The sequence below is a fragment of the Streptomyces angustmyceticus genome (assembly GCF_040701845.1).
Lineage (GTDB): Bacteria > Actinomycetota > Actinomycetes > Streptomycetales > Streptomycetaceae > Streptomyces > Streptomyces angustmyceticus_A.
The window spans coordinates 117720-144329 of sequence record NZ_JBFBHQ010000015.1; the positions used below are offsets into that span (position 1 = coordinate 117720).

Below are 26610 nucleotides of genomic sequence, written 5' to 3' on the forward strand. Positions count from 1 at the left end.
GGCACCGGTGGTCTTGTACGTTCTTGCGCCGCCCGCCCCGGGTGCCGCGCAGGACGTCCCGGATGTGCCTATGCCGGCTCCTGGCCGGAGCGCTCCCTGCGGTACGCGCCGGGCGGCACCCCCACGATCCGGGTGAAGTGCCGGTTCAGATGCGGCTGGTCGCTGAAGCCGACGGCGACGGCCGCCTCGGCGGGTGCGCCGCCCCCCTCCAGCAGCCGGCGGGCCCGGCGTACCCGGGCGTCGGTGAGCCAGGCGTGCGGCGGCATGCCGTACGCGCTCCGGAAGGCGCGCAGCAGGGCGAAAGCGCTGGTCCCGAGCTCCTGCGCCAGTTGCTCCAGGGACGGCGGGTCGGCCATCCGCTCCTCCAGGACGGCCCGGGCGCGGGCGGCGGTCCGGGCCCCCGCGCTCACGGGCGTGCGCGCCGGGAGGGGGCCTCCGTAGCGGCGCAGCAGCCGGGCGACGACGATCCGCAGCAGGCTGTCGGCGGCGAGGGCGTCACCGGCCTCGGCGGCCCGGTGGACCTCGGTGATCAGGTGGCCGAGGTGCGGGTCCTCGGCCACCTGCTCGCCGAATCCCGGGGTGCCGCGCAGCCCCGTGATCTCCGCGGCTATCTCGGCGACGACCTCGGAGGAGGGGTAGAGCGTGGCGTAGGCCCAGCCCTCCGGCACGCCCGCCCGCGCGGTGTGCACCACCTCGGGGTTGAGCATGATGATGCCGCCCCGGCCGGCCCGGACGGTGCCCTTCCCGAGTCCCACCGCCTCCACTCCGGAGGTGACCGCGCAGACGACATAGCCCTCGTGGGCGTGCCGGGGGAAGGAGTGCCGGACGTACCGGGCGCGCAGCAGGTCGAGGCCGGGCAGCCCGGCGCAGCGCCAGTGGCGCGCCCACTCGCCGCGGGCCCGCGGCGTGGCGTCCGCCCCGGGCGCGCCGCCGCCCTCGTGCTGTGCCCCGATCGTGACCATGGGCCCATTCTGCGGGCGCCCGGCGGCCGCCGGCCCGCGCGTCCGCAGCGTGGACGGCCGGGCGGGCAGCGGGCGGCCGGGCGCGCGGCGGCCGGCGGCGGGCGGCCGGGCGCGCGGCGGCCGCGTTGTCAGTGGTCCGGTGCACGATGGAGGACATGGCCCAGGCAGCGCTCGACTCGTTCTCTCCCGCGACCCGTGGTTGGTTCACCGGGGCGTTCAGCGCGCCCACCGCCGCGCAGGAGGGGGCCTGGCGGGCGATCGGCGCGGGCTCCGACGTCCTGGTGGTGGCGCCGACGGGCTCCGGCAAGACCCTCGCCGCCTTCCTCGCGTCCCTGGACGCGCTGGCGAGCACTCCGCCGCCCGCCGAGCCGAAGAAGCGCTGCCGGGTGCTGTACGTCTCCCCGATGAAGGCGCTGGCCGTCGATGTCGAGCGCAATCTGCGCAGTCCGCTGACGGGCATCCGGCAGGAATCGGTCCGGCTCGGGCTGCCGGAGCCGGAGATCAAGGTCGCCATCCGTTCCGGCGACACCCCGCCCGCCGAGCGGCGGTCGATCGCCACCCGCCCGCCGGACATCCTCATCACGACCCCCGAGTCGCTGTTCCTGATGCTGACGTCCTCGGCCAGGGAGGCGCTGGCCGGCGTCGAGACGGTGATCGTCGACGAGGTCCACGCCGTGGCCGGCACGAAGCGCGGCGCGCATCTGGCGCTGTCCCTGGAGCGGCTGGACGAGCTCCTGGACCGCCCGGCCCGCCGGATCGGGCTGTCCGCGACGGTCCGCCCGGTGGAGGAGGTGGCGCGCTATCTGTCGCCGCGGCGCCGGGTGGAGATCGTCCAGCCGCCGTCCGGGAAGCGCTTCGACCTCTCGGTGGTCGTCCCGGTGGAGGACATGGGCGAGCTGGGCGGCTCACCGGTCCAGGAGGGCGGGACCGGCGAGAAGCCGTCCATCTGGCCGCAGGTCGAGGAGAAGATCGCCGACCTGGTCCAGGAGCACCGCTCCACGATCGTCTTCGCCAACTCCCGCCGGCTGGCCGAGCGGCTGTGCAACCGCCTCAACGAGATCGCCTGCGAACGCTCCGCGGCGGCCGGGACGGAGGGCGGCGACTCCGTCGTGGAGCTGTCCGAGCACCACTCCCCCGCGGAGCTGATGGGCGGCTCCGGGGCCGCCAGGGGTGCCCCGCCGGTGCTGGCCCGCGCCCACCACGGCTCGGTGTCCAAGGAGCAACGCGCCCAGGTGGAGGAGGACCTGAAGGCGGGCCGGCTGCCCGCGGTGGTCGCCACCTCCAGCCTGGAGCTGGGCATCGACATGGGCGCGGTCGATCTGGTCGTCCAGGTGGAGTCGCCCCCGTCGGTCGCCTCCGGGCTGCAGCGGGTGGGCCGGGCCGGCCATCAGGTCGGCGCGGTCTCGACGGGCGTCGTCTTCCCCAAGTACCGCGGCGATCTGGTGCAGGCCGCCGTGGTCACCGAGCGGATGCGCTCGGGCGCCATCGAGGCGCTGCGGGTGCCGGCCAATCCGCTGGACGTCCTCGCCCAGCAGCTCGTCGCCATGGCCGCGATGGACACCTGGGACATCGAGGAGCTGCTGGCCGTCGTCCGGCGGGCGGCCCCGTTCGCCGGGCTCCCCGAGTCGGCGTTCACGGCCGTGCTGGACATGCTCGCCGGCCGCTATCCCTCCGACGCCTTCGCCGAGCTGCGGCCGCGCCTGGTGTGGGACCGGGTCGCGCAGACCGTCACGGGCCGCCCCGGCGCCCAGCGGCTGGCCGTCACCTCCGGCGGCACGATCCCCGACCGCGGCCTGTTCGGGGTGTTCCTGGCGGGCGGCGACTCCGGCAAGGGGGGTGGCGGGCGACGGGTGGGCGAGCTCGACGAGGAGATGGTCTACGAGTCCCGCGTCGGCGATGTCTTCACGCTCGGCACGACCTCCTGGCGCATCGAGGACATCACCCGCGACCGGGTGCTGGTCACCCCCGCCCCCGGCGTACCGGGACGGCTGCCCTTCTGGAAGGGCGACCAACTGGGCCGTCCCCTCGAACTCGGCCGTGCGCTCGGCGCGTTCCTGCGCGAACTGGGCGCCCTCGGCCCAGCGGACGCCCGGTCCCGGCTGTCCGCCGCCGGGCTGGACGACTGGGCGTGCGCCAATGTGCTGAGCTACCTCGCCGAGCAGAAGCAGGCCTGCGGCCATGTCCCCGACGACCGCACGATCGTCGTGGAGCGGTTCCGTGACGAGCTCGGCGACTGGCGGGTGGTCATCCACTCCCCCTTCGGCGCCCAGGTCCACGCGCCGTGGGCGCTGGCCCTCGGCGCCCGCCTCGCCGAGCGCTACGGCATGGACGCCCAGGTGATGCACGCCGACGACGGCATCGTGCTGCGGCTGCCGGACGCCGATCTGCTGGGCCTCGACCTCCTGGACGGCGACGGCGGTTTCGATCCGGCCGCCGGCCCGGGCCCGGCCGCCCGCGGCACGGAGTACGACCCCGAGCAGTCCCCCGTGGGGGCGGCCGATGTCGCCTTCGAGCACGGCGAGGTCGACCAGATCGTCACGGACCAGGTGGGCGGCTCCGCGCTGTTCGCCTCCCGGTTCCGGGAGTGCGCCGCCCGGGCCCTGCTGCTGCCGCGCCGCAGCCCCGGCAAGCGCACCCCGCTGTGGCAGCAGCGGCAGCGCGCCGCCCAGCTGCTCCAGGTGGCGAGCGAGTTCGGCTCCTTCCCGATCGTGCTGGAGGCCGTCCGCGAATGCCTCCAGGACGTCTTCGACGTACCGGGCCTGTCGGAGCTGATGGGGGACATCGAGGCCCGCCGGGTCCGGCTCGTGGAGGTCACCACCCCCGAGCCGTCCCCGTTCGCCCGCTCGCTCCTGTTCGGCTATGTCGCCCAGTTCCTGTACGAGGGCGACTCCCCGCTCGCCGAGCGCCGCGCCGCCGCCCTCTCCCTGGATTCCCGGCTGCTGGCCGAGCTGCTGGGCCAGGCCGAGCTGCGCGAGCTGCTGGACGCCGAGGTGCTGGCCGAGCTGGAGCGCGAGCTGCAGTGGCGCACGGACGACCGGCGGGTCAAGGACGTCGAGGGCGTCGCCGACGTCCTGCGGCTGCTCGGGCCGCTGACCGACGCCGAGCTGGCCGAGCGCGGCGCGGATCCGGCCTGGCCCCGGGAGCTGGCCGCCGCCCGCCGGGCCCTGTCGGTGCGGATCGCCGGGAAGGACCACTGGGCCGCCGTCGAGGACGCCGGCCGGCTCCGCGACGCCCTGGGCACGGCCCTGCCGGTCGGCGTCCCCGAGTCGTTCACGGAACCGGTCAAGGACCCGCTGGGCGACCTGCTGTCCCGCTACGCCCGCACCCACGGCCCGTTCACCTCCGAGCAGGCCGCCGCCCGCTTCGGGCTCGGCACGGCCGTCACCGACGGCGCGCTGCATCTGCTCGCCGCGGCCGGCCGGGTCGTCCAGGGGGAGTTCCACCCCGCGGGCATCGGCCAGGAGTGGTGCGACGCCCAGGTGCTGCGCAGGCTGCGCCGCCGCTCGCTCGCCGCGCTGCGCGAGGAGCTGGAGCCGGTGCCGCCCGCCGCGCTCGCCGCCTTCCTCCCGCAGTGGCAGCACCTCGGCGCTCCCCGGCCGGCTCCGGCGAGCGGAGTGCCCGCCCCGCTCGGCGGCTCGTCGCACAGCCTGCGCGGGATCGACGGTCTGGTGCGCGCCGTCGAGCAGCTCCAGGGCGCCCCCGTGCCCGCCTCCGCCCTGGAGAAGCTGGTGCTGCCCTCCCGCGTCGGCGGTTACACCCCCGCCCTGCTGGACGAACTCACCGCCACCGGCGAGGTGGTGTGGGCCGGCGCCGGCGCGCTCCCCGGCAAGGACGGCTGGCTCTCCCTGTACCTCGCCGACACCGCCCCGCTCCTGCTGCCGCAGCCCCTCCCGCTGGAACTCACCGCGCTGCACGAGTCGTTGCTGACCGCCCTCGCCCCCGGATACGGCCTGTTCTTCCGCCAGCTCGCCGACCAGGTCCGCGCCACCACCCACCCCGAGGCCACCGACTCCCAGCTCGCCGACGCCCTGTGGGACCTGGCCTGGTCGGGCCGGCTCACCAACGACACCCTGGCCCCGCTGCGCGCCCTCCTGGGCTCGGGCCGCACGGCCGGCTCGACCGCGCATCGCGCCCGCCGGGCCGCCCCCCGCGGCCGATACGGCTCGCTGACCGCGGCAGCGGGCCGCGCCGGCCGCCCCACCGCCTCCCGCTCCGGCCCGCCGACCGTGGGCGGCCGCTGGTCGCTGCTGCCCGCCGCCGAACCGGAACCCACCCACCGGGCCCACGCCCTGGCCCGCACCCTCCTGGACCGGCACGGCATCGTCACCCGCGGCGCGGTCGCCGCCGAGGGCGTCGAGGGCGGCTTCTCCGCCGCGTACCGCGTGCTGGCCGCCTTCGAGGAGTCCGGCCAGGCCCGGCGCGGCTATGTGGTCGAGGGGCTGGGCGCCGCCCAGTTCGCGATGGACGGCGCGGTGGACCGGCTGCGCGCGGTCAGCACCCAGCGCGAGCGCACCACCGAGGACGCCCTGCCCGACGGCGGCCCGCCGCGGTCCCGGCGCGACGGCCCGCAGCGCGCGCTCGTGCTGGCCGCCGCCGACCCGGCGAACGCCTACGGCGCCGCCCTGTCCTGGCCCGAACCGCCCGAGGGCTCGACCCACAAGCCTGGCCGCAAGGCGGGCTCCCTGGTCGTCCTCGTCGACGGCGAGCTGACGCTCTATATGGAGCGCGGCGGCAAGACCCTGCTCATCTGGCCGCTCGGCGACGACCCGGCCCCGGCCGCCGCGGACCCCCGCCTCCGCCTCGCCGTCGAGGCCCTCACGGATGCCGCCCGCGCCGGCGCCCTGGGCACCATCACCACCGAACGCATCAACGGCACCTCCGCGCTCACCTCTCCCTACGCCACCACCCTGGAGTCCGCCGGCTTCCATCCGACCCCGAGGGGGCTGCGACTGCGCGGGTGAGGGGAATCAGCGGCCGCCCACCCCCGCCGGGCATGATGGTGGCATGCCCGAAGGCGACACCGTCTGGCGCGTGGCCCGGCGGCTCGGCGAGGCGCTGGCCGGCCGGCCGCTGACCCGCTGCGACCTGCGCGTCCCCCGGCTCGCGACGGTGGACCTGACCGGCCGCGAGGTGCTGGACGTGGTCCCCCGCGGCAAGCACCTCCTCACCCGCTTCGAGGGCGGCCTCACCCTCCACTCCCATCTGCGGATGGACGGCGCCTGGCAGGTCTACGCCCCGGACGAGCGCTGGCGCGGCGGTCCGGCCCACCAGATCCGGGCGATCCTCGGCACCGTGGAGCACACCGCCGTCGGCTACCGCCTCCCCGTTCTCGACCTGCTGCGCACCACCGACGAGTCCCGGGTCGTCGGCCACCTGGGCCCCGATCTCCTCGGCCCCGACTGGGACCCGGCACAGGCCCTCGACCGGCTGCTCTCCGCCCCGGAGCGGGCCCTCGGCGAGGCCCTGCTCGACCAGCGCAATCTCGCCGGCATCGGCAACGTCTACAAGTCCGAGCTCTGCTTCCTGCTGCGCGCCTCCCCCTGGCTCCCCGTGGGCCGGCTGCCCCGGCCCGAGCGCCTGCCCGCACTCGCCAAGAAGCTCCTCGAAGCCAACAAGCTCCGCCCCGCCCGCAGCACCACCCCCTGGGGGCATCGGCCCGGCCCCTTCGAGGGCGGCGGGAGAGGCCGCCCCGACCGCAGACTGTGGGTCTACGGCCGGGCCGGCCACCCCTGTCTGCGCTGCGGCACAGCAATCCGCTCGGCCGACCAGGATCCCGCCGCCCAGGACCGCGTCACCTACTGGTGCCCCGCCTGCCAGCCCGCCCCCGGCCCGCCGGACACCCGGCCCGCCGACTGAGCGAGCGGCGCCTCACGTCCCACTAATTGACGCACCGTCAGACCTCTCCCTACCCTCGCCCCATGCCCTTCACGGCGTACGACCTCACGGGCCGCACCGCGATCGTCACGGGCGCGGCAGGCGGCATCGGCCGCGCCACCGCCGTCCTTCTCGCCGAGGCCGGGGCCACCGTCCACTGCGCCGACCTCGACGAGCACGGCGTCGAGGCGACCGCCGCGGCGATCACCGCCGCCGGGGGCTCGGCGCACGCCCACCGCCTCGACGTCACCCGGCGCGAGGAGATCGCCGCCGTCGTCGACGCCGCCCGCGACGCCACCGGCCGGCTCGACGTGATGGCGAACATCGCCGGGATCATGCACTCCTCCCCCGTCCTGGAGACCGCGGACGAGGACCTGGACCGGGTCTGGGCCACCAACTTCAAGGGCGTGCTGTACGGCTGCCAGGAGGCCGCCCGCGCAATGATCGCCACCGCCGCCGCGGGCTCCCTGGTGAACATGGCGTCCGGCGCGATCGACACCGGCGCCCCCGGCCTGCTCTGCTACGGCGCCGCCAAGGCGGCCGTCGTCCAGCTGACCAGGACCCTGGCCACGGAAGTGGGCCGGCACGGCATCCGCGTCAACGCCGTCGCCCCGGGCTGGGTCCGTACGCCGATGACCGAGCGCCACACCGCACAGGCGCAGCAGCAGGCGGAGGGGCCGATGATCCGGATGTCCCCGCTGGGCCGGGTCGGCGAGCCGGAGGACATCGCGCACACGGTGCTGTACCTCGCGTCGGACGCCTCGTCCTTCATGACCGGCCAGATCCTCCGCCCGAACGGCGGCGTCGCCATGCCCTGGTGAGGACCGCCCCGCAGACCCCCCGCGCCCCGCGCACCCCCCGGACCGTCCGGACCACGGCCCGGCGCCAGCCGCCGTCCCCGTCCGTCCGCGGAACACAGTGCACCGGCAGCAGGCTCAGGCCCCAGCCGCCGAGCGCCACCACCCCCTCGACCACCCCCGCCGACTGCGGCCAGACCACCAGCCGGAGCGCGGCCCACCACCACAGCACCCCGACGACGGCCCGGGATATCCAGCGGCCCGGTACGGCCCGCGGACGGCGGCCGTTCGCCCCGCCGGCCGCGACATCACGCCACCCCATGGCTGCCTCCTCCGGCCGACGCTAGACGGGCCCCGCCGCCCGGCGGGAGGGCGCACCGGGGCATTTCCGGCGTGCGGCCGGCCCCGCAAGCCCCGGAACGGACCGCGCCGCCGCGAGCCCCCGCACCGGCCGCCGCCGACCGGGCGGGCACGCCGCGTACCGGGCCTCAGCGGGCGCCGCGGCCGGTCAGTGGGCCTCGGCCTGGAACATCCAGTGGTGCTTCTCCAGGTCGGCGGTCAGCCCGATGAAGATGTCCTGGCTGACCGGGTCCGGATCCGCGGTGGCGGTGATCCGCTCGCGCATCCGGCCGATGACCGCGCTCAGCGCCTCCACCATCGCCCGCACCACGTCGCCGTCCTTGATCCAGCCGTCCGTGATCTCGCTGATGCCGCTGGTCTTGGCGACGGTGACGGCCCGCCCGTCGGGCGACACCCCGATCGCCGACGCCCGCTCGGCCACCGTGTCGGCATGCTGCCGTGCGGTGGCGACCACCTCGTCGAGCTGGAGGTGCACGGAGCGGAAGCGGGGCCCGACGACGTTCCAGTGCACCTGCTTCGCGACGAGGGAGAGGTCCACCAGGTCGACGAGCGCGCCCTGCAGAGCGGCCCCGACGACGCCGCGGTCTTCGTCGGACAGTGTGCTCTTGACGACAGACATGCAGACACTCCTGATTCAGGCGATATATCCGATTTAGCCATCGTACAAATGAATCGCCTGTCCGAGCCGCCCGGACGGTCCGGCCGGGCACCGCCCCGGGAACACCGGGGCCGCCGCGCGGCGCGGCCCGCGCCCGGCAGCACAGAGCCCCGGCGGGCTGCTGCCCGCCGGGGCTCTGCTGCGTACGAAAGGGGTGTCAGGCCGCGACGACATCCACGACGTCGGCCGGGGACTTGATGGTCACGCGCTCCTCCGGCACTCCGGCCAGGGACGTGACGGACACCGAATTGAGCTTCGGCCGCACCGGTGCGGGCACCGGGTCGCTCGCGGCCGCGGACGCTGCCAGCTCGGCGAGTGCCAGCTCGTCGCTGACCTCCCGCATGAGCTCGGACATGCGCACGTCCAGCGCGTCACAGATCGACGAGAGCAGTTCGGAGGACGCCTCCTTCTGCCCCCTCTCCACCTCGGACAAATAGCCGAGCGATACCCGGGCGGAGGAAGAGACCTCGCGCAGGGTTCGGCCCTGGCGCTGACGCTGTCGGCGCAGCACGTCACCCAGCAGGCGACGAAGCAGAATCATCGCTGGCTCCCTCCTCGGACCTCGGATCCGGATCCTTCTCGCCCCACCGTACCGCCTCGGGCTGTGGGCGTGCGGGGTGCAAGTACGTGTTCACTCAGGGCTGCAAACATCCATTCCCCCCGTGTTGTTCCGTATCCTGTGCCCGCGTATTTTCTGTCAGTTCGCTCAACAGCATTGCGAGCACGGCGTCAATGGTGTCCAGCCGGATCCGGTCACGGTCGCCCTCCAGCGCCAGCCGCCGCACCCGCCCGGTACCGCCCGGCCCCTGAACCGCCACGAAAACCGTGCCCACCGGGTATCCGTCCTGGGGATCGGGGCCGGCCACCCCCGTGGTGGCGATGCCCCAGTCGGCACCCAGCACCCGCCGCACACCGCTCGCCATCTGCCGCGCGACCTCGCCGTCCACGGCCCCGCGCGCGGCCAGCAGGGCGCCGTCCACGCCCAGCACCTCCCGCTTGAGGTCGGTGGCGTACGCCGTGACCGAGCCGCGCACGACCCGTGAGGCCCCGGGGACGGCGGTCAGTGCGCCCGCCACCAGTCCGCCGGTCAGCGATTCGGCCACCGCCAGGCTCTGACCGCGCCCGGCGAGCAGCTCCAGCGCCCCGGCCGCGGCAGAACCCAGCCCGTTCACCGGGCCGCGTCCCGCTCGGCGCGCTCCCGGGCCAGCCCGGCCCGGCGCAGCACCACGGCCTGCCGGACGTAGTCGAGACCGGTGACCACGGTCAGCGCGACGGCCACCGCCATCACCCACCAGCGGAAGGTCGCCAGCGGCCCGGTCAGCACCAGGACGTACATGCCCACGGCGGTGCCCTGCGCCAATGTCTTGATTTTGCCGCCCCGGCTGGCCGGAATGACCCCGTGCTTGATCACCCAGAACCGCATCAGCGTGATGCCGAGCTCCCGGAAGAGGATCACGCCGGTCACCCACCAGGACAGATCGCCCAGCACCGACAGACAGATCAGCGCCGCGCCCATGATCGCCTTGTCCGCGATCGGGTCCGCGATCTTGCCGAAGTCGGTGACCAGGTTGTACGTGCGCGCCAGATGCCCGTCGAAGACATCGGTGATCATGGCGACGGCGAAGGCGGCCCAGGCGAAGACGCGCCAGACGGGGTCCGTTCCGTTGTCGTGCATCAGCAGCAGCACGAAGGCCGGGACCAGCACCAGCCGCAACATCGTCAGGAGGTTGGCGATGTTCCACAGCCCGGCCTGCCGGACGGCCGGCGCCGAGCGCGGGCCGCCGGTTGCGGAAGCCGGGACTCCGCTCATCTGGCCGCCTCCTCGGTACACCCCGTGCCCTCCACCGACAGCACCTCCGCGACGAGATCCACGCCTTCGCTCGCGACCACCTTTGCTTCGACCATACGACCGGGCGCCAGCTCCTGGTCGGTCGACAGCAGGGTGACGCCGTCGGTCTCCGGCGCCTGGTGGGCGGCCCGCCCGACGATGCCGTCCTCGTCGTCGGTCCGGTCGACCAGCACCCGCAGCGTCTCGCCGATCCGCTCCTCGGCGCGCTGCGCGGTCAGCTCCTCGGCCAGCCGCGAGACCCGCGCCAGCCGCTCGGCGACCACGTCCGGATCGACCTTGTCCCCGTACGACGCGGCCTCGGTGCCGTCCTCGTCGGAGTAGCCGAAGACGCCGATGGCATCCAGCCGCGCCTCGGTGAGGAAGCGCTCCAGCTCCGCGAGGTCGCTCTCGCTCTCCCCGGGGAAGCCGACGATGAAGTTGGAGCGGGCACCGGCCTGCGGCGCCTTCGTCCGGATCGTCTCCAGCAGCCCCAGGAAGCTGTCGGTGCCGCCGAAGCGCCGCATGGAGCGCAGCACACCGGGCGCCGAGTGCTGGAAGGACAGGTCGAAGTAGGGCGCGACCTTGTCGGTGCCGGTCAGGACGTCGATCAGGCCGGGGCGCATCTCGGCGGGCTGCAGGTAGCTGACCCGGATCCGCTCGATGCCGTCGACGGCCGCCAGCTCCGGCAGCAGCGTCTCCAGCAGCCGGATGTCGCCGAGGTCCTTGCCGTAGGAGGTGTTGTTCTCGGAGACCAGCATGATCTCCTTGACGCCCTCCCCGGCCAGCCAGCGGGTCTCGCCGAGCACGTCGGAGGGCCGGCGCGAGATGAAGGAGCCGCGGAAGGACGGGATCGCGCAGAACGAGCAGCGCCGGTCGCAGCCGGAGGCCAGCTTCACCGAGGCCACGGGGCTGCTGCCGAGCCGGCGGCGCAGCGGCGCGCGCGGCCCGGAGGCGGGCGCGACGCCCTCCGGCAGGTCCTCGGGCGGGGCCGCCGGCGCAGCCGGCTCGTCGGCTCCGGTCTGGGCGTGGCCGGGCAGCGCGACACCGGCGGAGGCCTGGCGCTCGGCCGGGCTGATCGGCAGCAGCTTGCGGCGGTCGCGCGGGGTGTGGGCGGCGTGGATGCCGCCGTTGAGGATGGTCTGCAGGCGGTCGGAGATGCTGCTGTAGTCGTCGAAGCCGAGCACGCCGTCGGCCTCGGGCAGCGCCTCGGCGAGCTCCTTGCCGTAGCGCTCGGCCATGCAGCCGACGGCCACCACGGCCTGGGTTCTGCCGTGATCCTTCAGATCGTTGGCTTCCAGCAGGGCGTCGACGGAGTCCTTCTTCGCGGCCTCGACGAATCCACAGGTGTTGACGACGGCGACATCGGCATCGGCGGCTTCCTCGACGAGGTCCCAGCCGTCCGCTGCCAGGCGGCCTGCGAGCTCCTCCGAGTCCACCTCGTTACGGGCGCAGCCAAGAGTGACGAGGGCGACGGTACGGCGTTCGGGCATGGGGCTCAGCCTACTTTGTCCGGGCCACCCCCTTGGCGCGCAGGTCTCCGCAGCCCGCCCCGGGGGCCCGGACCGAGCGGCACACGCCCCCGGCGAACCGGTTCTCAGCCCGCCTGGGGGTCACCCGGCGTATAGCTCAGCCGCTCCACCGTGCCCTTGTCGCCGACCTTCTTGACCTCCTTGCCGTTGACGTACAGCTGTACGGCTCCGGCGTTCCCGAGGACCAGGTCGATGCGTTCCTTGTCGGTGATGGTCTTGGACTCGCCCTTCTTGAGCAGCCCGTCCTCCAGGAGCTTGCCGTTGGCGTCCTTGGCGGAGACCCAGCTCTGGCCGTCACGGGCGGTCACCTTGATCGTGACCTTGTCCTTCGGCAGTCCGGCGACGGCGCTGTCGGAGGGATCGGGCTTGACGGGCGGCTTGATGGTCGAGGGGTGGCGGGTGGGCGCCGGCGCCGGCTTCGCGTTGGCGTCGCGGGCCGCGATCGGGCCGTCGTCGCTCTTGTCGCCGCCCGTGAAGAGCGTGAAGCCCACGAACCCGACCACCGCGACGATCGCCGCGACCATCGCCGCGGTCCAATTGGGGCGGCGCGGCTCGGAGCGGATCCGCTCGGCCTCGTAGAGCGGTGCGGCGGGGGTCGGCGCGGGCCGTCCGCCGTGCTCGGCGTCGAACTGGTCGATCAGCGGTCCGGGATCGAGGGAGACGGCGCGGGCGAGCGCCCGGATGTGCCCCCGGGCGTAGACGTCGCCGCCGCAGCGGGAGAAGTCGTCCTGCTCGATCGCGTGCACGATGGGGATGCGCACCCGTGTCGTCGTACTGACCTCTTCGACGGTCAGTCCCGCTCCGATACGGGCCTTCTGGAGGGCAGCACCGACGGAAGGCCGGTCTGCTTCGGGGGAGTTGCCGATGGACACGGGGGCGCCTTTCGAGCGTGTAGCCACCTGCTGGAAGTTCAGTCTAGGGGTGGAGCGAAAGGGTCGGGCAAGCGGGAGAGCGGCGTTTGTACGCCATCGGAACGCCGTCAAGACGCCGTCGGCGGTGCCCTGGGGCTCGATGGTGGAGCATCGTTCCCTCATCTCCCTCAACTTGACGTCTCGGCAGGCGAAACGGTTGCCTTCTTCTCTCGTCCGTGCGACCCGGATGTCTGTGCTACTCCGTAGCCTCCCCCCGGATCACCGCCAGCACTCCATCCAGCTCATCAGGCTTCACAAGAACGTCACGAGCCTTGGACCCCTCGCTCGGCCCGACGATGTTGCGCGACTCCATCAGGTCCATCAGCCGGCCGGCCTTCGCAAAGCCCACCCGCAGCTTGCGCTGGAGCATCGACGTCGACCCGAACTGGGTGGAAACCACCAGCTCAGCGGCCTGGCACAGCAGGTCGAGGTCATCGCCGATGTCCTCGTCGATCTCCTTCTTCTTCGCCGTGCCGACCGTGACGTCGTCGCGGAAGACCGGCGCCATCTGGTCCTTGCAGTGCTGGACGACCGCCGCGACCTCTTCCTCGGTCACGAACGCGCCCTGCATGCGGACCGGCTTGTTGGCCCCCATCGGCAGGAACAGCCCGTCGCCCTTGCCGATCAGCTTCTCGGCACCCGGCTGGTCGAGGATGACCCGGCTGTCGGCGAGCGAGGAGGTGGCGAACGCGAGCCGGGAGGGCACATTGGCCTTGATCAGGCCGGTGACCACGTCGACGGAGGGGCGCTGGGTGGCGAGCACCAGATGGATGCCCGCCGCGCGGGCGAGCTGGGTGATGCGGACGATGGAGTCCTCCACGTCGCGCGGGGCGACCATCATCAGGTCCGCCAGCTCGTCGACGATCACCAGCAGATACGGGTACGGCGCCAGCTCCCGCTCGCTGCCCTCGGGCGAGCTGACCTTGCCGCTGCGCACCGCCTCGTTGAAGTCGTCGATGTGCCGGAAGCCGTAGGCCGCGAGGTCGTCGTAGCGCAGGTCCATCTCGCGCACCACCCACTGCAGCGCCTCGGCGGCCCGCTTGGGGTTGGTGATGATCGGCGTGATCAGGTGCGGGATGCCCTCATACGCGGTCAGCTCGACGCGCTTGGGGTCGACCAGCACCATCCGGACGTCCTCCGGCGTGGCCCGCACCATGACCGAGGTGATCAGGCAGTTGATGCAGGAGGACTTTCCGGATCCGGTGGCACCGGCCACCAGGACGTGCGGCATCTTCGTCATGTTGGCCATGACGTAGCCGCCCTCGACGTCCTTGCCGAGCGCCACCAGCATCGGGTGCTCGTCGCCCGCGGCGTCGGCCAGCCGCAGCACATCGCCGAGGTTGACCATCTCGCGGTCGGTGTTGGGGATCTCGATGCCGACCGCGGACTTGCCGGGGATCGGGCTGATGATCCGGACGTCGGGGCTGGCCACGGCGTAGGCGATGTTCTTGGCCAGCGCGGTGATCTTCTCGACCTTGACCGCCGGGCCGAGCTCGACCTCGTAGCGGGTGACGGTCGGGCCGCGGGTGAACCCGGTGACCGCCGCATCGACCTTGAACTCCTGGAAGACCGTGGTCAGCGCGGTCACTATGGCGTCGTTGGCGGCGCTGCGGGTCTTGCCGGGACCGCCGCGCGAGAGCAGGTCCAGCGAGGGCAGCGAGTAGGTGATGTCGCCGGCCAGCTGGAGCTGCTCGGCGCGGGCCGGCAGCGCGCCGGACGGCTCCGGCGGCGCCTTGGTGAAGTCCGGTACGGACGGGGTGTCCTCGGTCGCGGACGGCTTGGGCTCCGCCCCGCGGGCCGGCGGCACCGTACCGCTCTCCCCCGCGGTGTCCTCGCCGTCGTTCCCCCGGCGCTCCCCGGAGATGCTGCTGCTGAGCCCGGCGACGAGCGGGGAGGGCTGCACGCCGTGCAGCACCGCGCCGTCCAGCGCCGCCGCGGCCGCCGCGGCGACGTCCACCGCGTCCATCGGCCGGTCGGCGTCGGGTTGTACGGAGGACCGGCGCGGGCGGCGCCGTTGGGCCAGGGCCGCCTCCTCTATCGCGTCGGGGTCGCTCGCGGCCGGCGCGGCGGCGCGGCGGCGCGGTGCACGGGCCGGCTGCTCGCGCCACTCCTCCGCGGCGTCCTCGAACTCGTCGAAGAACTCCTCGGGCTCCGCGGGCGCCACCACGCCCAGCCGGATGCCGAGCGCCCGCAGCCGCTGCGGGATGGCGTTCACCGGCGTCGCGGTGACCACCAGCAGCCCGAAGAGGGTCACCAGCGCCAGCAGCGCCACGGCCAGGGTCTGCCCCACGGTGAAGATCAGCGGCTTGGACGCGACCCACCCGAGGTAGCCGCCCGCGTCCTGTATGGCGGCCAGGCCGTCGTCCCGGCCCGGCGAGCCGCACGCCATGGCGACCTGCCCCAGCACACCGACGACGAGTGCGGACAGCCCGATGACGATCCGGCCGTTGGCCTCCGGCCGCTCGGGGTGCCGGATGAGGCGGATCGCGATGCCGCCCAGCAGTATCGGCACGACCAGGTCGAGCCGGCCGAACGCCCCGGTCACCAGCAGCTCGACGAGGTCGCCGACCGGGCCGCTGAGGTTGGACCACGTACCGGCCGCGATGACCAGCGCCAGGCCGAGCAGCAGCAGCGCCAGCCCGTCCTTGCGGTGCGCCGGGTCGAGGTTCTTCGCGCCGCGGCCCATGCCGCGGAACACCGCCCCGATGGCGTGCGCCACCCCGAGCCAGCAGGCACGGACGAGGCGGTAGAGACCGCCGGTGGGTGACGGCGCCGGTCGGGGCGCGGCCTTCTTGGCCGGAGCCTTCTTGGCAGGGGCCCTCTTGGCCGGTGCCTTCTTCGCGGCCGCGGTCTTCTTGACCGGCGGCTTGGCGGGCGCCTTCTTGGCGGCGGTCTTCTTGGCGGCGCCCGCGGTCCGTCCGGCGCGCTGCTTCGAGGGGCCCGCCGTGCTCTGGGTTCCCTTGCCGGACGTACGTGAGGCCATGGCGACGAGATTACAGGCGAAGGCGGACATCACACGAGCGCACGGCGCTTCACCCGAACGTGTCGCGCATCGGCCTCATGAAAGGGCGTCAGTCACCCCGCGGCGCTGCCCGACCCCGGTTCCAGAGCATCCAGCGCCCGGCGCAGACCGGTCAGTTTGCGTTCCAGATGGGCCGCCGTGGCGACCGCCGCCGCATCCGCCGTCTCGTCCAGCTGCTTGGAGAGCGCCTCGGCCTGTTCCTCGACCGCGGCCAGCCGCGCGGAGAGCTCGGCGAGCAGCCCCGCGGACTCCCGCGCCTCGTCGGCGCTCGGCCGCCCGCCCTCCAGCTGCAGCCTCAGCAGGGAGGCCTGCTCCCGCAGTTGGCAGTTCTTCATGTACAGCTCGACGAACACCGAGACCTTGGCGCGCAGCACCCAGGGGTCGAACGGCTTGGAGATGTAGTCCACCGCGCCGGCCGCGTACCCGCGGAAGGTGTGGTGCGGGCCGTGGTTGATGGCCGTGAGGAAGATGATCGGGATGTCGCGGGTGCGCTCCCGCCGCTTGATATGCGCGGCGGTCTCGAAACCGTCCATGCCCGGCATCTGCACATCGAGCAGAATCACCGCGAAATCGTCCGTGAGCAGTGCTTTGAGCGCTTCCTCCCCGGACGATGCCCGCACCAGTGTCTGATCGAGCGCAGAGAGGATCGCCTCCAGCGCCAGCAGATTCTCCGGCCGGTCATCGACCAGGAGGATCTTGGCCTTCTGCACCATGGCCCGTCCTCCTCGCCCCGGCATGGAACCGGACGCCGCCCCAGGGGACGACTCCGTCACGCCGCCCGTCCTTGTGCCGGTCATGGTAGCTGCACCCCGCCTGTCGCCACACCCTGTCACCGCGATGTCACTGTGCACGTAGCAGAAACGCAGACAGGGACCAGAAGGTTCCCCGAATCCTGCGCTTCCACACGTCCACGGCAACACTGAGTCAGCACGCGATGATCCTCTTACGCCTCCATACTGGACGCTCCCTCACTCCGCGCGCATCCATTGCTCCATGACCGACAACAGATGATCGGTATCCACCGGCTTGGTCACGTAGTCGGAGGCGCCTGAGTCGATGCTCTTCTCCCGGTCGCCCTTCATCGCCTTCGCGGTCAGCGCGATGATGGGCAGTCCGGCGAACTGCGGCATCCGGCGGATCGCCGCCGTGGTCGCATAGCCGTCCATCTCCGGCATCATGATGTCCATCAGGACCAGCACGATGTCGTCGTGCTGCTCCAGCACCTCGATGCCCTCGCGCCCGTTCTCCGCGTACAGCACCGACAGGCCGTGCTGTTCCAGGACGCTGGTGAGCGCGAAGACGTTGCGGATGTCGTCGTCGACGATCAGCACCTTCTCGCCGTGGAAACCGCCCTCGAAAGCGGGATCCACCAGATCCTGGCCGTTGCCGATCCAGGGCTCCTCGGCAGGCTGCTGCGGGGCCGGCTGCGGCGCCTGTGCCGGCGCCTGAGGCATCTGGGGCGGCGCCGCGGCCGGCGGGCGCCCCGGCAGCTCGAAGCGGCGTCCAGGGCCCGAAACCGCCCGGCGGCGGCGCCGGTTGAGGCTGGAGCCCTGCTCGTGCTCCGGCTGCTCCTCGGCCTCCTGGCGCCCGACCTCCGTCTCGCGCGCCTCCGCGTCCATCGCGATCCCCCCGGCCACCAGCTGCGGGTAGCCCTGCGGCGGCAGCCCGCCCGGGTTGTGCGGGAGGTAGAGCGTGAACGTCGAGCCGCGGTTGGGCTCGCTCGCGGCGTGGATCTCGCCGCCCAGCAGCCGGGCGATCTCCCGGCTGATGGACAGGCCCAGGCCCGTACCGCCGTATTTGCGGCTGGTCGTGCCGTCCGCCTGCTTGAACGCCTCGAAGATGACCCGCATCTTGCTCGACGCGATGCCGATGCCGGTGTCGGTCACCGAGAACGCGATCATGTCCGCGTCCGGGTCGCGCAGCGAACCGTGCTCCAGCAGCTGCTCCCTGATGGCCACCGGGACATCCGCGCCGGCCGGCCGGATCACCAGCTCGACGGCGCCGCTGTCGGTGAACTTCACCGCGTTGGACAGCAGGTTGCGCAGCACCTGCAGCAGGCGCTGCTCATCGGTGTGCAGCGTGGCCGGCAGCTCCGGGGAGACCCGTACGGAGAAGTCGAGTCCCTTCTCCGCGGTCAGCGGCCGGAACGTCGCCTCCACATAGTCGACGAGCTGGACCAGCGCGATCCGCGTCGGGCTGACGTCCATCTTGCCGGCCTCGACCTTGGACAGGTCCAGGATGTCGTTGATCAGCTGGAGCAGGTCGCTGCCGGCGCCGTGGATGGTTTCGGCGAATTCGACCTGCTTCGGGGAGAGGTTCCCCTCGGCGTTGTCGGCCAGCAACTTGGCCAGAATCAGCAGGGAGTTCAGCGGTGTGCGCAGCTCGTGCGACATGTTCGCCAGGAACTCCGACTTGTAGCGCATGGAGACCGCGAGCTGCTCGGCGCGCTCCTCCAGGACCTGCCGCGCCTCCTCGATCTCGGTGTTCTTCACCTCGATGTCGCGGTTCTGCGCCCGCAGCTGCTCGGCCTTCTCCTCCAGCTCCGTGTTGGACAGCTCCAGCGCCTTCTGCCGGCTCTCCAGCTCGGCCGAGCGCTCCTTGAGCTGCTCGGTCAGCTCCTGCGACTGCTTGAGCAGCACCTCGGTCTTGGTGTTCACCGAGATGGTGTTGACGCTGGTCGCGATCATCTCGGCGATCTGGCTGAGGAAGTCCTTCTGGATCTGGGTGAACGGCTGGAAGGACGCCAGCTCGATCACGCCGAGCACCTTGTCCTCGAACAGCACCGGCAGCACGATCACGTTCGCCGGCGGCGCCTCGCCCAGCCCGGAGGCGATCTTGAGATAGCCGGACGGGACGTTCTCCACCAGGATGGTGCGCCCCTCCTCGGCGGCCGTGCCGATCAGCGTCTCGCCGGGCTTGAAGGTCGTCGGCATCCCGCCCATGGCGTAGCCGTACGAGCCCATCAGCCGCAGCTCGTACGCCCCGGCCTCGCCGCCGTCCGCGCCGATCTCCTGGCTGTCGGGCTGCGCCGCGAGGAAGAAGGCGCCGTGCTGGGCGGAGACCGCGGGCGACAGCTCGCTCATGATGAGCGTGGCGACGTCCTTGAGGTCGCGGCGGCCCTGCATCAGACCGGAGATCCGGGCGAGGTTGCCCTTGAGCCAGTCCTGTTCCTCGTTGGCGAGGGTGGTCTCGCGGAGCGTGGAGATCATGGTGTTGACGTTGTCCTGGAGCTCCAGGATCTCGCCGGCCGCGTCCACGTCGATCCGGACGTTGTGGTCGCCGAGGGTGACCGCCGCGGCGACCGCGGCGATGGCACGCACCTGACGGGTCAGGTTGCCGGCCATCTCGTTCACCGACTCGGTCAGGTCCCGCCAGGTTCCGGCCACGCCGCGCACCTGCGCCTGACCGCCCAGCTGGCCTTCCGTACCCACCTCGCGGGCCACTCTGGTGACCTGCTCCGCGAAGGACGACAGCTGGTCGACCATGGTGTTGATGGTGGTCTTCAGCGCCAGGATCTCGCCGCGCGCATCGATGTCGATCTTCTTGGTCAGATCGCCCTTGGCGATGGCGGTGGTGACCATCGCGATGTTGCGGACCTGGCCGGTCAGGTTGTTGGCCATCGAGTTCACGGACTCGGTGAGGTCCTTCCACGTACCGGCGACGCCGGGGACGCGGGCCTGACCGCCCAGGATGCCGTCGGTGCCCACCTCACGGGCCACCCGGGTGACCTCGTCGGCGAACGACGACAGCGTGGTGACCATCGTGTTGACCGTGTCGGCGAGCTGCGCGACCTCGCCGCGCGCCTCGACCGTGACCTTCTTGGTCAGGTCCCCGTTGGCGACCGCCGCCGAGACCTGGGAGATGTTGCGCACCTGGATGGTCAGGTTGTTGGCCATCAGGTTGACGTTGTCGCTGAGGTCCAGCCAGATGCCGGTGGCGCCCGGCACCCGCGCCTGGCCGCCCAACTGGCCCTCGGTGCCCACCTCGCGGGCCACCCGGGTCACCTGCTCGGCGAACGACGACAGCTGGTCGACCATCGTGTTGACGGTCGTGACCAGTTCGAGGATCTCGCCCTTGGCATCGACGGTGATCTTCTTGGACAGGTCGCCGCGGGCCACCGCGGTCGTCACCTCGGCGATGTTGCGCACCTGCGAGGTGAGGTTGTTCGCCATGAAGTTGACGGACTGGGTGAGGTCCTTCCAGGTACCGCTGACGCCCTGCACCTCTGCCTGGCCGCCCAGGATGCCCTCGGTGCCCACCTCGCGGGCGACCCGGGTGACCTGCTCCGCGAACGAGGAGAGCTGGTCGACCATGGTGTTCAGGGTGTTCTTCAGCTCCAGGATCTCGCCCCGGGCATCCACGTCGATCTTCTGCGACAGGTCACCGCGCGCGACCGCCGTGGCGACCTGTGCGATGTTGCGGACCTGGGCCGTGAGGTTGCCGGCCATGCCGTTCACGGAGTCGGTCAGATCGCGCCAGACGCCCGCGACGCCCGGCACCTGCGCCTGGCCGCCCAGCCGGCCGTCCGTGCCGACCTCCCGGGCGACCCGGGTGACCTGCTCGGCAAAGGCGGAGAGCTGGTCGACCATCGTGTTGATGGTGTTCTTCAGCTCCAGGATCTCGCCGCGCGCGTCCACGTCGATCTTCTGGGACAGGTCACCCCGGGCGACCGCCGTCGTCACCTGCGCGATCTGCCGCACCTGGGAAGTCAGGTTCCCCGCCATGAAGTTGACGGAGTCGGTCAGTTCCTTCCAGGTGCCGCTGACGCCGTCCACCCGGGCCTGGCCGCCCAGCCGGCCCTCGGTGCCCACGTCCCTGGCCATCCGGGTGACCTGGTCGGCGAACGAGGACAGCTGGTCCACCATGGTGTTCACGGTGTTCTTCAGCTGGAGCATCTCGCCGGAGACATCGACGGTGACCTTCTGCGACAGGTCGCCGTTGGCGACCGCCGTCGTCACCTGTGCGATGTTGCGCACCTGCCCGGTGAGGTTGCGGAAGGCGGTGTTCACGGAGTCCGTGAGGTCCTTCCACGTTCCCGCCGCCCCGGGCACCGCGGCCTGGCCGCCCAGCTCGCCCTCGACGCCGATCTCCCGCGCGACGCGCGTCACTTCGGCGCCGAACGACGACAGCTGGCCCACCATCGTGTTGACGGTGTTCTTCAACTCCAGCATTTCACCGGCGACATCGACGGTGACCGTCTGGGAGAGGTCGCCGTTGGCGACCGCCGTCGTCACCTGCGCGATGTCCCGCACCTGCGCGGTCAGGTTGCGGAAGGCGGTGTTCACCGAATCGGTGAGGTCCTTCCACGTGCCGGCCGCGCCCGGCACCTGCGCCTGCCCGCCGAGCTGGCCCTCGGCGCCGACCTCGTTCGCCACCCGCGTCACTTCGTCCGCGAAGGTGCGCAGCGTCTCGGTCATGGTGTTGATCGTGTCGGCCAGCTGCGCGACCTCGCCGCGTGCGCTGACGGTCACCTTCTGCGACAGGTCGCCGTTCGCGACGGCGGTGGTGACCTGCGCGATCCCGCGCACCTGCGCGGTGAGGTTGCCGGCCATGAGGTTGACGGAGTCCGTCAGGTCCTTCCACACGCCGGCGACGCCGGGGACCTGCGCCTGGCCGCCGAGCTCGCCCTCCGTGCCGACCTCGCGGGCGACCCGCGTCACCTCGGAGGCGAAGGAGGAGAGCTGGTCGACCATCGTGTTGACGGTGTTCTTCAGCTCCAGCATCTCGCCGGCGACATGGACGGTCACCTTGCGCGACAGATCGCCCTTCGCCACCGCGGTGGTGACGAGAGCAATGTCACGGACCTGCGCCGTCAGCCGGGACGCCATGGTGTTGACGGATTCCGTCAGGTCCTTCCATGAACCCGACATTCCGCGCACCCGGGCCTGCCCGCCGAGCTTGCCCTCCGTACCGACCTCACTGGCCACTCTGGTGACCTCGTCGGTGAACGCGGAGAGCTGGTCCACCAGCCCGTTGACCGTCCGGCCGACCTTCAGGAATTCACCCCGCAGAGGGTGCTCCGAAGAGCTGTCCGAACTGCGCGACCGCAGATCCATCCGCTGCTCGAGGTCGCCCTCGGACACCGCCGACAGCACCCGTCCCACTTCTGAGACGGGCCGTACGAGGTCGTCGACCAGCGCGTTCGACGCGTCGATGGCCGCGGCCCAGGAGCCCTCGGCGGCGCCGACCTCCAGCCGCTCCGTGAGTTTTCCCTCACGCCCGACGACCCGGCGCACCCGCGCCAGCTCGCCCGTGAGATGCAGATTGCGGTCCGCGACCTCGTTGAAGACCGCCGCGATCTCCGACATGACGCCGTCGCCGGAAACCGTGAGCCGCTTGCGGAAGTTCCCGTCCCGCATGGCAACCAGAGCGACCAGCAGCCGATTCAGCGCAGCCGTATCCACCTCGGTCGTCCCGTTGTTCCGGGATCGTCCGCCTTTCGCGCGCGTGCTTGCGCCCCGCGCCGCTGCGCCAGACTCCACCGTGTCCCTCCCGCAGGGTCGACCGTTCTACCCGGGCTTTCTCTTGATACTTGCCCAGTGTTTCACCATGGCTCAACCAGGCCATAACAGTTCGGCAGCATCGCACACCGTCCCGGTGCACGATTGGGGCGGAAACACACGTGACCGGCATCCTCGGGTGCGGCGAAGGTAAGTAACCTGGCATACGGCTGTCCACCCGCCCCGGCCATGGAGCACGGGCGGGGGTCACGCACAACAGGTTTATTCGGAGGGGCGCCGCGACCATGGGGGAGCAGATCACCGACACACGCATGAGGAGACCAGTGATCACCGCGCGGGCCGCCGCAACATTCGAGCCGGTCGGGCGCTCGGTCGCCACTGCCCGTGCATTCGTCCGCGACACCCTCCAGGGCTGGGGCTGCGCGGACATCGTCGACGACGCCGTCGTGCTGACCAGCGAGCTGGTCACCAACGCCGTGGTGCACGCCGGCACCGCCGCCGACGTGCTGTGCCTGCGCAACGACGACGGCGTACGGATCTCCGTCGCCGACCGCTACCCCGAACGGGAGATCCCGCTCCAGAACGCCGGCCAGGTCGTCGTCCACCCGGACCGTGAGGGCGGCCGCGGCCTGCTGCTGTGCGGCGCGCTCGCCACCCGCTGGGGCGTCGAGTACACCGCCGCACAAAAGCACGTGTGGTTCCAGCTCGACCTGCCCGAGCGCCCGGCCGGCACCCGCTCCGCGGGCCCCGCCCTCCCGGTGGACGCCCTCCCGGTCGCCGAGACCCGCGTCCGGGTCGCCGTGATCCAGATCGACCGCGGCGGCTGCATCAGCTTCTGGAACGAGGACGCACAGGACCTCTTCGCCTACGACCCCGAGCAGGTCATCGGCAAGCCGCTCACCGACTTCGCCGCCTGGCCGCACACCCCGGGGACCGGCACCGGCATCGTCGAGGCGCTCCAGCTCTCCCGCTGGGAGGGCTCCTACGGCATCCGCGGCTCCGACGGCCGGGTCGTCCCCGTCTACGCCTCCCACCTGCGCGTCCGCGACGCCGACGGCGAGGCCTCCACGGTCTGCCTGCTGGTGCGCGACCACGAACGCGCGATCCTGCAGAGCCCCCAGCGCACCCCGGCGCCGGACTCCGCCACCCAGGCCGCCCAGTCGGAGGGCCGCTCCTCCGACCCGTTCGAGGTCTTCATCGGCTCCCCGGCCCCCGACGACCTCGACGGCCTGCTCCAGCGCACCGTCGAGCGCGCCCGCGACATGCTCGACGGCGACGCCGCCTACCTCCTCCTGGCCACCGACGACGAGACCGAGCTGGAGGTCCGGGCCTCCACGGGCCTGCCCTCCGCCCGCCAGCGGTTCGCCCGCGTCCCCGTCGAGGCCGGCTCCGGACGCTACGGCTCCGCCCGGATGCCCGCCGTCCACGAAGACCTCACCGCCGTCCCCGGCGCCGTCCCCCTCCTCAGCGGCACGGGCATGCGCTCGGTCGTCACCGTCCCGCTCAAGGTCGAGGGCCGGCTGACCGGCTCGCTCGGCGTAGCCGCGGAGGGCGCGGGACGCTATACGAACGAAGAGGCACTGCGGCTCCAGTTCGCCGCCGACCGCATCGCCCTCGCCGTCGAGCGGGCCCGGCTCACCGAGCTGGAAAAGCTGCGCCGCGGCTCCCTCTCCTTCCTCGTCGAGGCCTCCGACCTGCTGGCCGGCACCCTCGACCGCGACCAGACGCTGGCCCTGATGGCCCAGATGACGGTCCCCACCCTCGCCACCTGGTGCGCCGTCTACACCGTCGCCGACCAGACCTCCGAGCCCGAGCTCTCCTACGTCCTGCACGAGGACGAGGACCGGATCGACGGCCTCAAGACCCTGCTGATGAAGGTCGACCCGCCCGAGCCGGTCCCCACCCCGGGTGCCCGCATCTGGACGGCCCCCAGCGACGCCGCGCACGACGCCGCCCTGCGCACCTCCATGCGCAGCCTGGGCCTGGGCAACTCCGCCCGGCCCTCCACCGGCCCCGGCGCCACGCTCGCCACCGCCTCCGCGGTCGGCGGCGAGACCGTCGTCCTGCCGCTGGTCGCCCGCAACCGCGTCATCGGCATGCTCACCCTCGGCAAGCCCACCGAGGAGCACTTCCGCCAGGAGATCCTCGAACTCGCCGAGGACCTCTCCCGCCGGGCCGCCCTCGCCCTGGACAACGCCCGCCTCTACTCCGAGCGCACGGCCATCAGCCAGTCGCTCCAGCGCAGCCTGCTCCCCCCGGAGCCGCTGCCCGACATCCCCGGTGTCGAGGTCGAGGTCATCTACCGCGCGGCCGGCGAGGGCAATGAGGTCGGCGGCGACTTCTACGACCTCTTCCCGATCCGCGACGGCGCCTACGGCTTCGCCATCGGCGACGTCTGCGGCACCGGCCCGGAGGCCGCGGCCGTCACGGGCCTGGCCCGGCACGCGCTGCGCCTGCTGGCCCGTGAGGGCTTCGGCGGCCCCGCCGTCCTGGAGCGGCTCAACGCAGCCATCCTCGACGAGGGCTCCCGCAGCCGCTTCCTGACGCTCCTTTACGGCGAACTCTGGCCGCAGGAGGACGGCAGCGCCCTCCTCAAGGTCGTCTGCGCCGGTCACCCCCTGCCGCTCCGGCTCCGCCAGGACGGCAGCGTGGAGCCCGCGGCCGAACCCCAGCCGCTCCTCGGCGTGATGGACGATCTGGAGCTCTACGAACAGAACGTCACCCTCGACCCCGGCGATGTCCTGCTGTGCGTCACCGACGGCGTCACCGAACGCCGCGAGGGCACCCGCATGCTCGGCGACGACGGTCTCACCGACGTCCTGACCACCTGTACGGGACTGACGGCCGGCGCCGTCGCCGCCCGCGTGCTGCGCGCCGTGGAACGCTTCGCCGCCGAACCGGCCTCCGACGACATGGCCATCCTCGCCATGCGCGTCCCCGAAGCCCCCGCGAGCTGACGCCCCAGGGCGGCCCACGTGACCCCTCACGGTCCCGTCGGCCGCTCCCCCGGCCCTCACTGTCCGGCATGCGCCACACGGCCCCCTGACGCCCCTCCCGGCCTTCGTCCCCAACAGCCGCCCACGGCACGGACGATGTCCCTCCCGATTCCCACCGCCGCCCCGCCTTCACCCACGGATGCGCATACGACAAAGGCCCCCGCCATATGGCGGGGGCCTTTCTCCTCTGGAGCCCCAATACGGAATCGAACCGTAGACCTTCTCCTTACCATGGAGACGCTCTGCCGACTGAGCTATTGGGGCGCGGCAGCGGAATAGATATTACCCCAACTCCGCGGCAGTTTCGAACCGTCCACCGCCGCTCGCTCAAAAGGCCGGTTGCAGCAATCCCCCGAGCGCATTGCACGCACCGACCATCTTGTGGAGCTCCCGCCGCGACATCCCCGCGTGCACGGGCAGCGCCAGCGTCTCGTCCACCGCCCGCTCGGTCTGCGGCAGAAAGACATCCCGCCGCAGCCCCGGCATCCGGTACACCGGAGCCAGGACGGGCACCTTGCACGCCACGCCCTTGGCCCGCAGCGCCCGCGCGAACGCGTCCCGGTCCGGCCGCCCGTTGCCCGGCACCCGCACCACATACTGCTCGTACGTGTGCCCAGCGGCCTGCGTCGGCGTCCGGACACCGCTGAGCCTGGCGTCCAGGTACGACGCATGCGCCCGCCGCAGCTCCGCGCCCTCGGGATCCGCCCCGGGCTCGTCCTCGACGAGTACCAACAGCCCGTGCCGCTGGCCCACTTCACGGATCCAGCCGGCATCCGCCCGCCGGCCGAACCGGTGGATCGCCACGACCGCGGCCGTCTGACTGGTCACCACGTCCGACACCGCGGCGGGGTCCAGGCAGTAACTGTCGATGTCCACATCGGCGAACACCGGCACCGCGCCCAACTCCAGCACGGCCCGGGCCACCTCGGCGTTGCCGTACGCCGGCACGACGACCTCATCACCGGCACTGACGCCGGCCGACTTGAGCGCTCCCACTGTCCGCATGCCACGGATCCTGGTCAGGTGAGATGAACGTCGAGTTACGCCCACCACCCGAAAATCAGAACAAAAAAGCTCCGGTCCCTGAACCACAAGGGTTCAGGGACCGGAGCTGAATGATTGTTCGGCGGCGTCCTACTCTCCCACAGGGTCCCCCCTGCAGTACCATCGGCGCTGAAAGGCTTAGCTTCCGGGTTCGGAATGTAACCGGGC

16 protein-coding genes, 1 tRNA gene and 1 rRNA gene are annotated in these 26610 nt (G+C 72.3%); 4 read left to right on the forward strand and 14 right to left on the reverse strand.

The window, feature by feature from the left end:
- Window positions 1-68: 68 nt before the first annotated feature.
- Window positions 69-962: an AraC family transcriptional regulator gene (locus tag AB0411_RS26235; RefSeq protein ID WP_366419731.1), complete on the reverse strand. Its 894-nt coding sequence runs from the start codon at window positions 960-962 to the stop codon at window positions 69-71.
- A gap of 155 nt (window positions 963-1117) precedes the next feature.
- On the opposite strand from AB0411_RS26235, the gene AB0411_RS26240 reads away from it, so the two are divergent.
- The 3 genes from AB0411_RS26240 (at window position 1118) to AB0411_RS26250 (ending at window position 7657) form a co-directional block, all read left to right on the forward strand.
- A complete protein-coding gene (locus tag AB0411_RS26240; protein WP_366419732.1) occupies window positions 1118-5923 on the forward strand; it encodes a DEAD/DEAH box helicase in 4806 nt (1601 codons plus the stop codon).
- 43 nt (window positions 5924-5966) lie between these two features.
- Window positions 5967-6818 (forward strand): Fpg/Nei family DNA glycosylase, encoded by an 852-nt coding sequence (locus AB0411_RS26245; RefSeq protein ID WP_366419733.1) that lies wholly within the window; start codon window positions 5967-5969, stop codon window positions 6816-6818.
- 62 nt (window positions 6819-6880) lie between these two features.
- On the forward strand, window positions 6881-7657 hold the full coding sequence (locus AB0411_RS26250; protein WP_366419734.1) for an SDR family NAD(P)-dependent oxidoreductase: 777 nt from the start codon (window positions 6881-6883) through the stop codon (window positions 7655-7657).
- Here the strand turns inward: AB0411_RS26250 and AB0411_RS26255 are convergent.
- The 10 genes from AB0411_RS26255 to AB0411_RS26300 form a co-directional block, all read right to left on the reverse strand.
- Window positions 7605-7955 carry a hypothetical protein gene (locus tag AB0411_RS26255; protein ID WP_366419735.1) on the reverse strand — a complete coding sequence of 117 codons (351 nt, stop codon included), beginning with the start codon at window positions 7953-7955 and terminating at the stop codon, window positions 7605-7607. The two genes, AB0411_RS26250 and AB0411_RS26255, sit on opposite strands and share 53 nt — an antisense overlap.
- A gap of 186 nt (window positions 7956-8141) precedes the next feature.
- On the reverse strand, window positions 8142-8612 hold the full coding sequence (locus tag AB0411_RS26260) for a Dps family protein (RefSeq protein WP_366419736.1): 471 nt from the start codon (window positions 8610-8612) through the stop codon (window positions 8142-8144).
- A gap of 196 nt (window positions 8613-8808) precedes the next feature.
- The gene (locus tag AB0411_RS26265) at window positions 8809-9192 is read right to left on the reverse strand and encodes a helix-turn-helix domain-containing protein (RefSeq protein WP_086720541.1); all 384 of its coding nucleotides are present in this window, start codon (window positions 9190-9192) and stop codon (window positions 8809-8811) included.
- Window positions 9193-9286: 94 nt separating this feature from the next.
- The gene (locus tag AB0411_RS26270; protein WP_366419737.1) at window positions 9287-9823 is read right to left on the reverse strand and encodes a CinA family protein; all 537 of its coding nucleotides are present in this window, start codon (window positions 9821-9823) and stop codon (window positions 9287-9289) included.
- A complete protein-coding gene (pgsA, locus tag AB0411_RS26275; RefSeq protein ID WP_366419738.1) occupies window positions 9820-10461 on the reverse strand; it encodes a CDP-diacylglycerol--glycerol-3-phosphate 3-phosphatidyltransferase in 642 nt (213 codons plus the stop codon). Before pgsA ends, AB0411_RS26270 begins: the two co-directional genes overlap by 4 nt.
- Window positions 10458-11969 (reverse strand): 30S ribosomal protein S12 methylthiotransferase RimO, encoded by a 1512-nt coding sequence (rimO, locus tag AB0411_RS26280; RefSeq protein ID WP_366419739.1) that lies wholly within the window; start codon window positions 11967-11969, stop codon window positions 10458-10460. Before rimO ends, pgsA begins: the two co-directional genes overlap by 4 nt.
- 104 nt (window positions 11970-12073) lie before the next feature.
- Window positions 12074-12880: a helix-turn-helix domain-containing protein gene (locus AB0411_RS26285; protein WP_366419740.1), complete on the reverse strand. Its 807-nt coding sequence runs from the start codon at window positions 12878-12880 to the stop codon at window positions 12074-12076.
- Window positions 12881-13115: 235 nt separating this feature from the next.
- Window positions 13116-15902: a DNA translocase FtsK gene (locus AB0411_RS26290; RefSeq protein WP_366419741.1), complete on the reverse strand. Its 2787-nt coding sequence runs from the start codon at window positions 15900-15902 to the stop codon at window positions 13116-13118.
- Between the two features lie 92 nt (window positions 15903-15994).
- Window positions 15995-16654, reverse strand: a complete 660-nt coding sequence (locus AB0411_RS26295) for a response regulator (protein WP_018092947.1) — start codon at window positions 16652-16654, stop codon at window positions 15995-15997.
- Window positions 16655-16909: 255 nt separating this feature from the next.
- Window positions 16910-22423, reverse strand: a complete 5514-nt coding sequence (locus AB0411_RS26300; RefSeq protein ID WP_366419742.1) for a HAMP domain-containing protein — start codon at window positions 22421-22423, stop codon at window positions 16910-16912.
- 263 nt (window positions 22424-22686) lie between these two features.
- On the opposite strand from AB0411_RS26300, the gene AB0411_RS26305 reads away from it, so the two are divergent.
- The gene (locus AB0411_RS26305) at window positions 22687-25359 is read left to right on the forward strand and encodes a SpoIIE family protein phosphatase (RefSeq protein WP_403151568.1); all 2673 of its coding nucleotides are present in this window, start codon (window positions 22687-22689) and stop codon (window positions 25357-25359) included.
- A 227-nt stretch (window positions 25360-25586) separates the two neighbouring features.
- Here AB0411_RS26305 and AB0411_RS26310 read toward each other — a convergent pair.
- The 3 genes from AB0411_RS26310 to rrf form a co-directional block, all read right to left on the reverse strand.
- Window positions 25587-25662: transfer RNA gene (locus tag AB0411_RS26310), tRNA-Thr, on the reverse strand.
- Window positions 25663-25725: 63 nt separating this feature from the next.
- Window positions 25726-26403 (reverse strand): DegT/DnrJ/EryC1/StrS family aminotransferase, encoded by a 678-nt coding sequence (locus AB0411_RS26315; RefSeq protein ID WP_366419744.1) that lies wholly within the window; start codon window positions 26401-26403, stop codon window positions 25726-25728.
- 116 nt (window positions 26404-26519) lie between these two features.
- A 5S ribosomal RNA gene (gene rrf, locus AB0411_RS26320) occupies window positions 26520-26610 on the reverse strand; the annotation flags it as partial.

What these genes read in the sequence shown, in the direction of transcription:
- AB0411_RS26235 (WP_366419731.1), bottom strand. Translation starts at nt 962, where the DNA reads ATGGTCACGATCGGGGCACAGCACGAGGGCGGCGGCGCGCCCGGGGCG.
- AB0411_RS26240 (WP_366419732.1), top strand. Translation starts at nt 1,118, where the DNA reads ATGGCCCAGGCAGCGCTCGACTCGTTCTCTCCCGCGACCCGTGGTTGG.
- AB0411_RS26245 (WP_366419733.1), top strand. Translation starts at nt 5,967, where the DNA reads ATGCCCGAAGGCGACACCGTCTGGCGCGTGGCCCGGCGGCTCGGCGAG.
- AB0411_RS26250 (WP_366419734.1), top strand. Translation starts at nt 6,881, where the DNA reads ATGCCCTTCACGGCGTACGACCTCACGGGCCGCACCGCGATCGTCACG.
- AB0411_RS26255 (WP_366419735.1), bottom strand. Translation starts at nt 7,955, where the DNA reads ATGGGGTGGCGTGATGTCGCGGCCGGCGGGGCGAACGGCCGCCGTCCG.
- AB0411_RS26260 (WP_366419736.1), bottom strand. Translation starts at nt 8,612, where the DNA reads ATGTCTGTCGTCAAGAGCACACTGTCCGACGAAGACCGCGGCGTCGTC.
- AB0411_RS26265 (WP_086720541.1), bottom strand. Translation starts at nt 9,192, where the DNA reads ATGATTCTGCTTCGTCGCCTGCTGGGTGACGTGCTGCGCCGACAGCGT.
- pgsA (WP_366419738.1), bottom strand. Translation starts at nt 10,461, where the DNA reads ATGAGCGGAGTCCCGGCTTCCGCAACCGGCGGCCCGCGCTCGGCGCCG.
- rimO (WP_366419739.1), bottom strand. Translation starts at nt 11,969, where the DNA reads ATGCCCGAACGCCGTACCGTCGCCCTCGTCACTCTTGGCTGCGCCCGT.
- AB0411_RS26290 (WP_366419741.1), bottom strand. Translation starts at nt 15,902, where the DNA reads ATGGCCTCACGTACGTCCGGCAAGGGAACCCAGAGCACGGCGGGCCCC.
- AB0411_RS26295 (WP_018092947.1), bottom strand. Translation starts at nt 16,654, where the DNA reads ATGGTGCAGAAGGCCAAGATCCTCCTGGTCGATGACCGGCCGGAGAAT.
- AB0411_RS26305 (WP_403151568.1), top strand. Translation starts at nt 22,687, where the DNA reads ATGGGGGAGCAGATCACCGACACACGCATGAGGAGACCAGTGATCACC.
- AB0411_RS26315 (WP_366419744.1), bottom strand. Translation starts at nt 26,403, where the DNA reads ATGCGGACAGTGGGAGCGCTCAAGTCGGCCGGCGTCAGTGCCGGTGAT.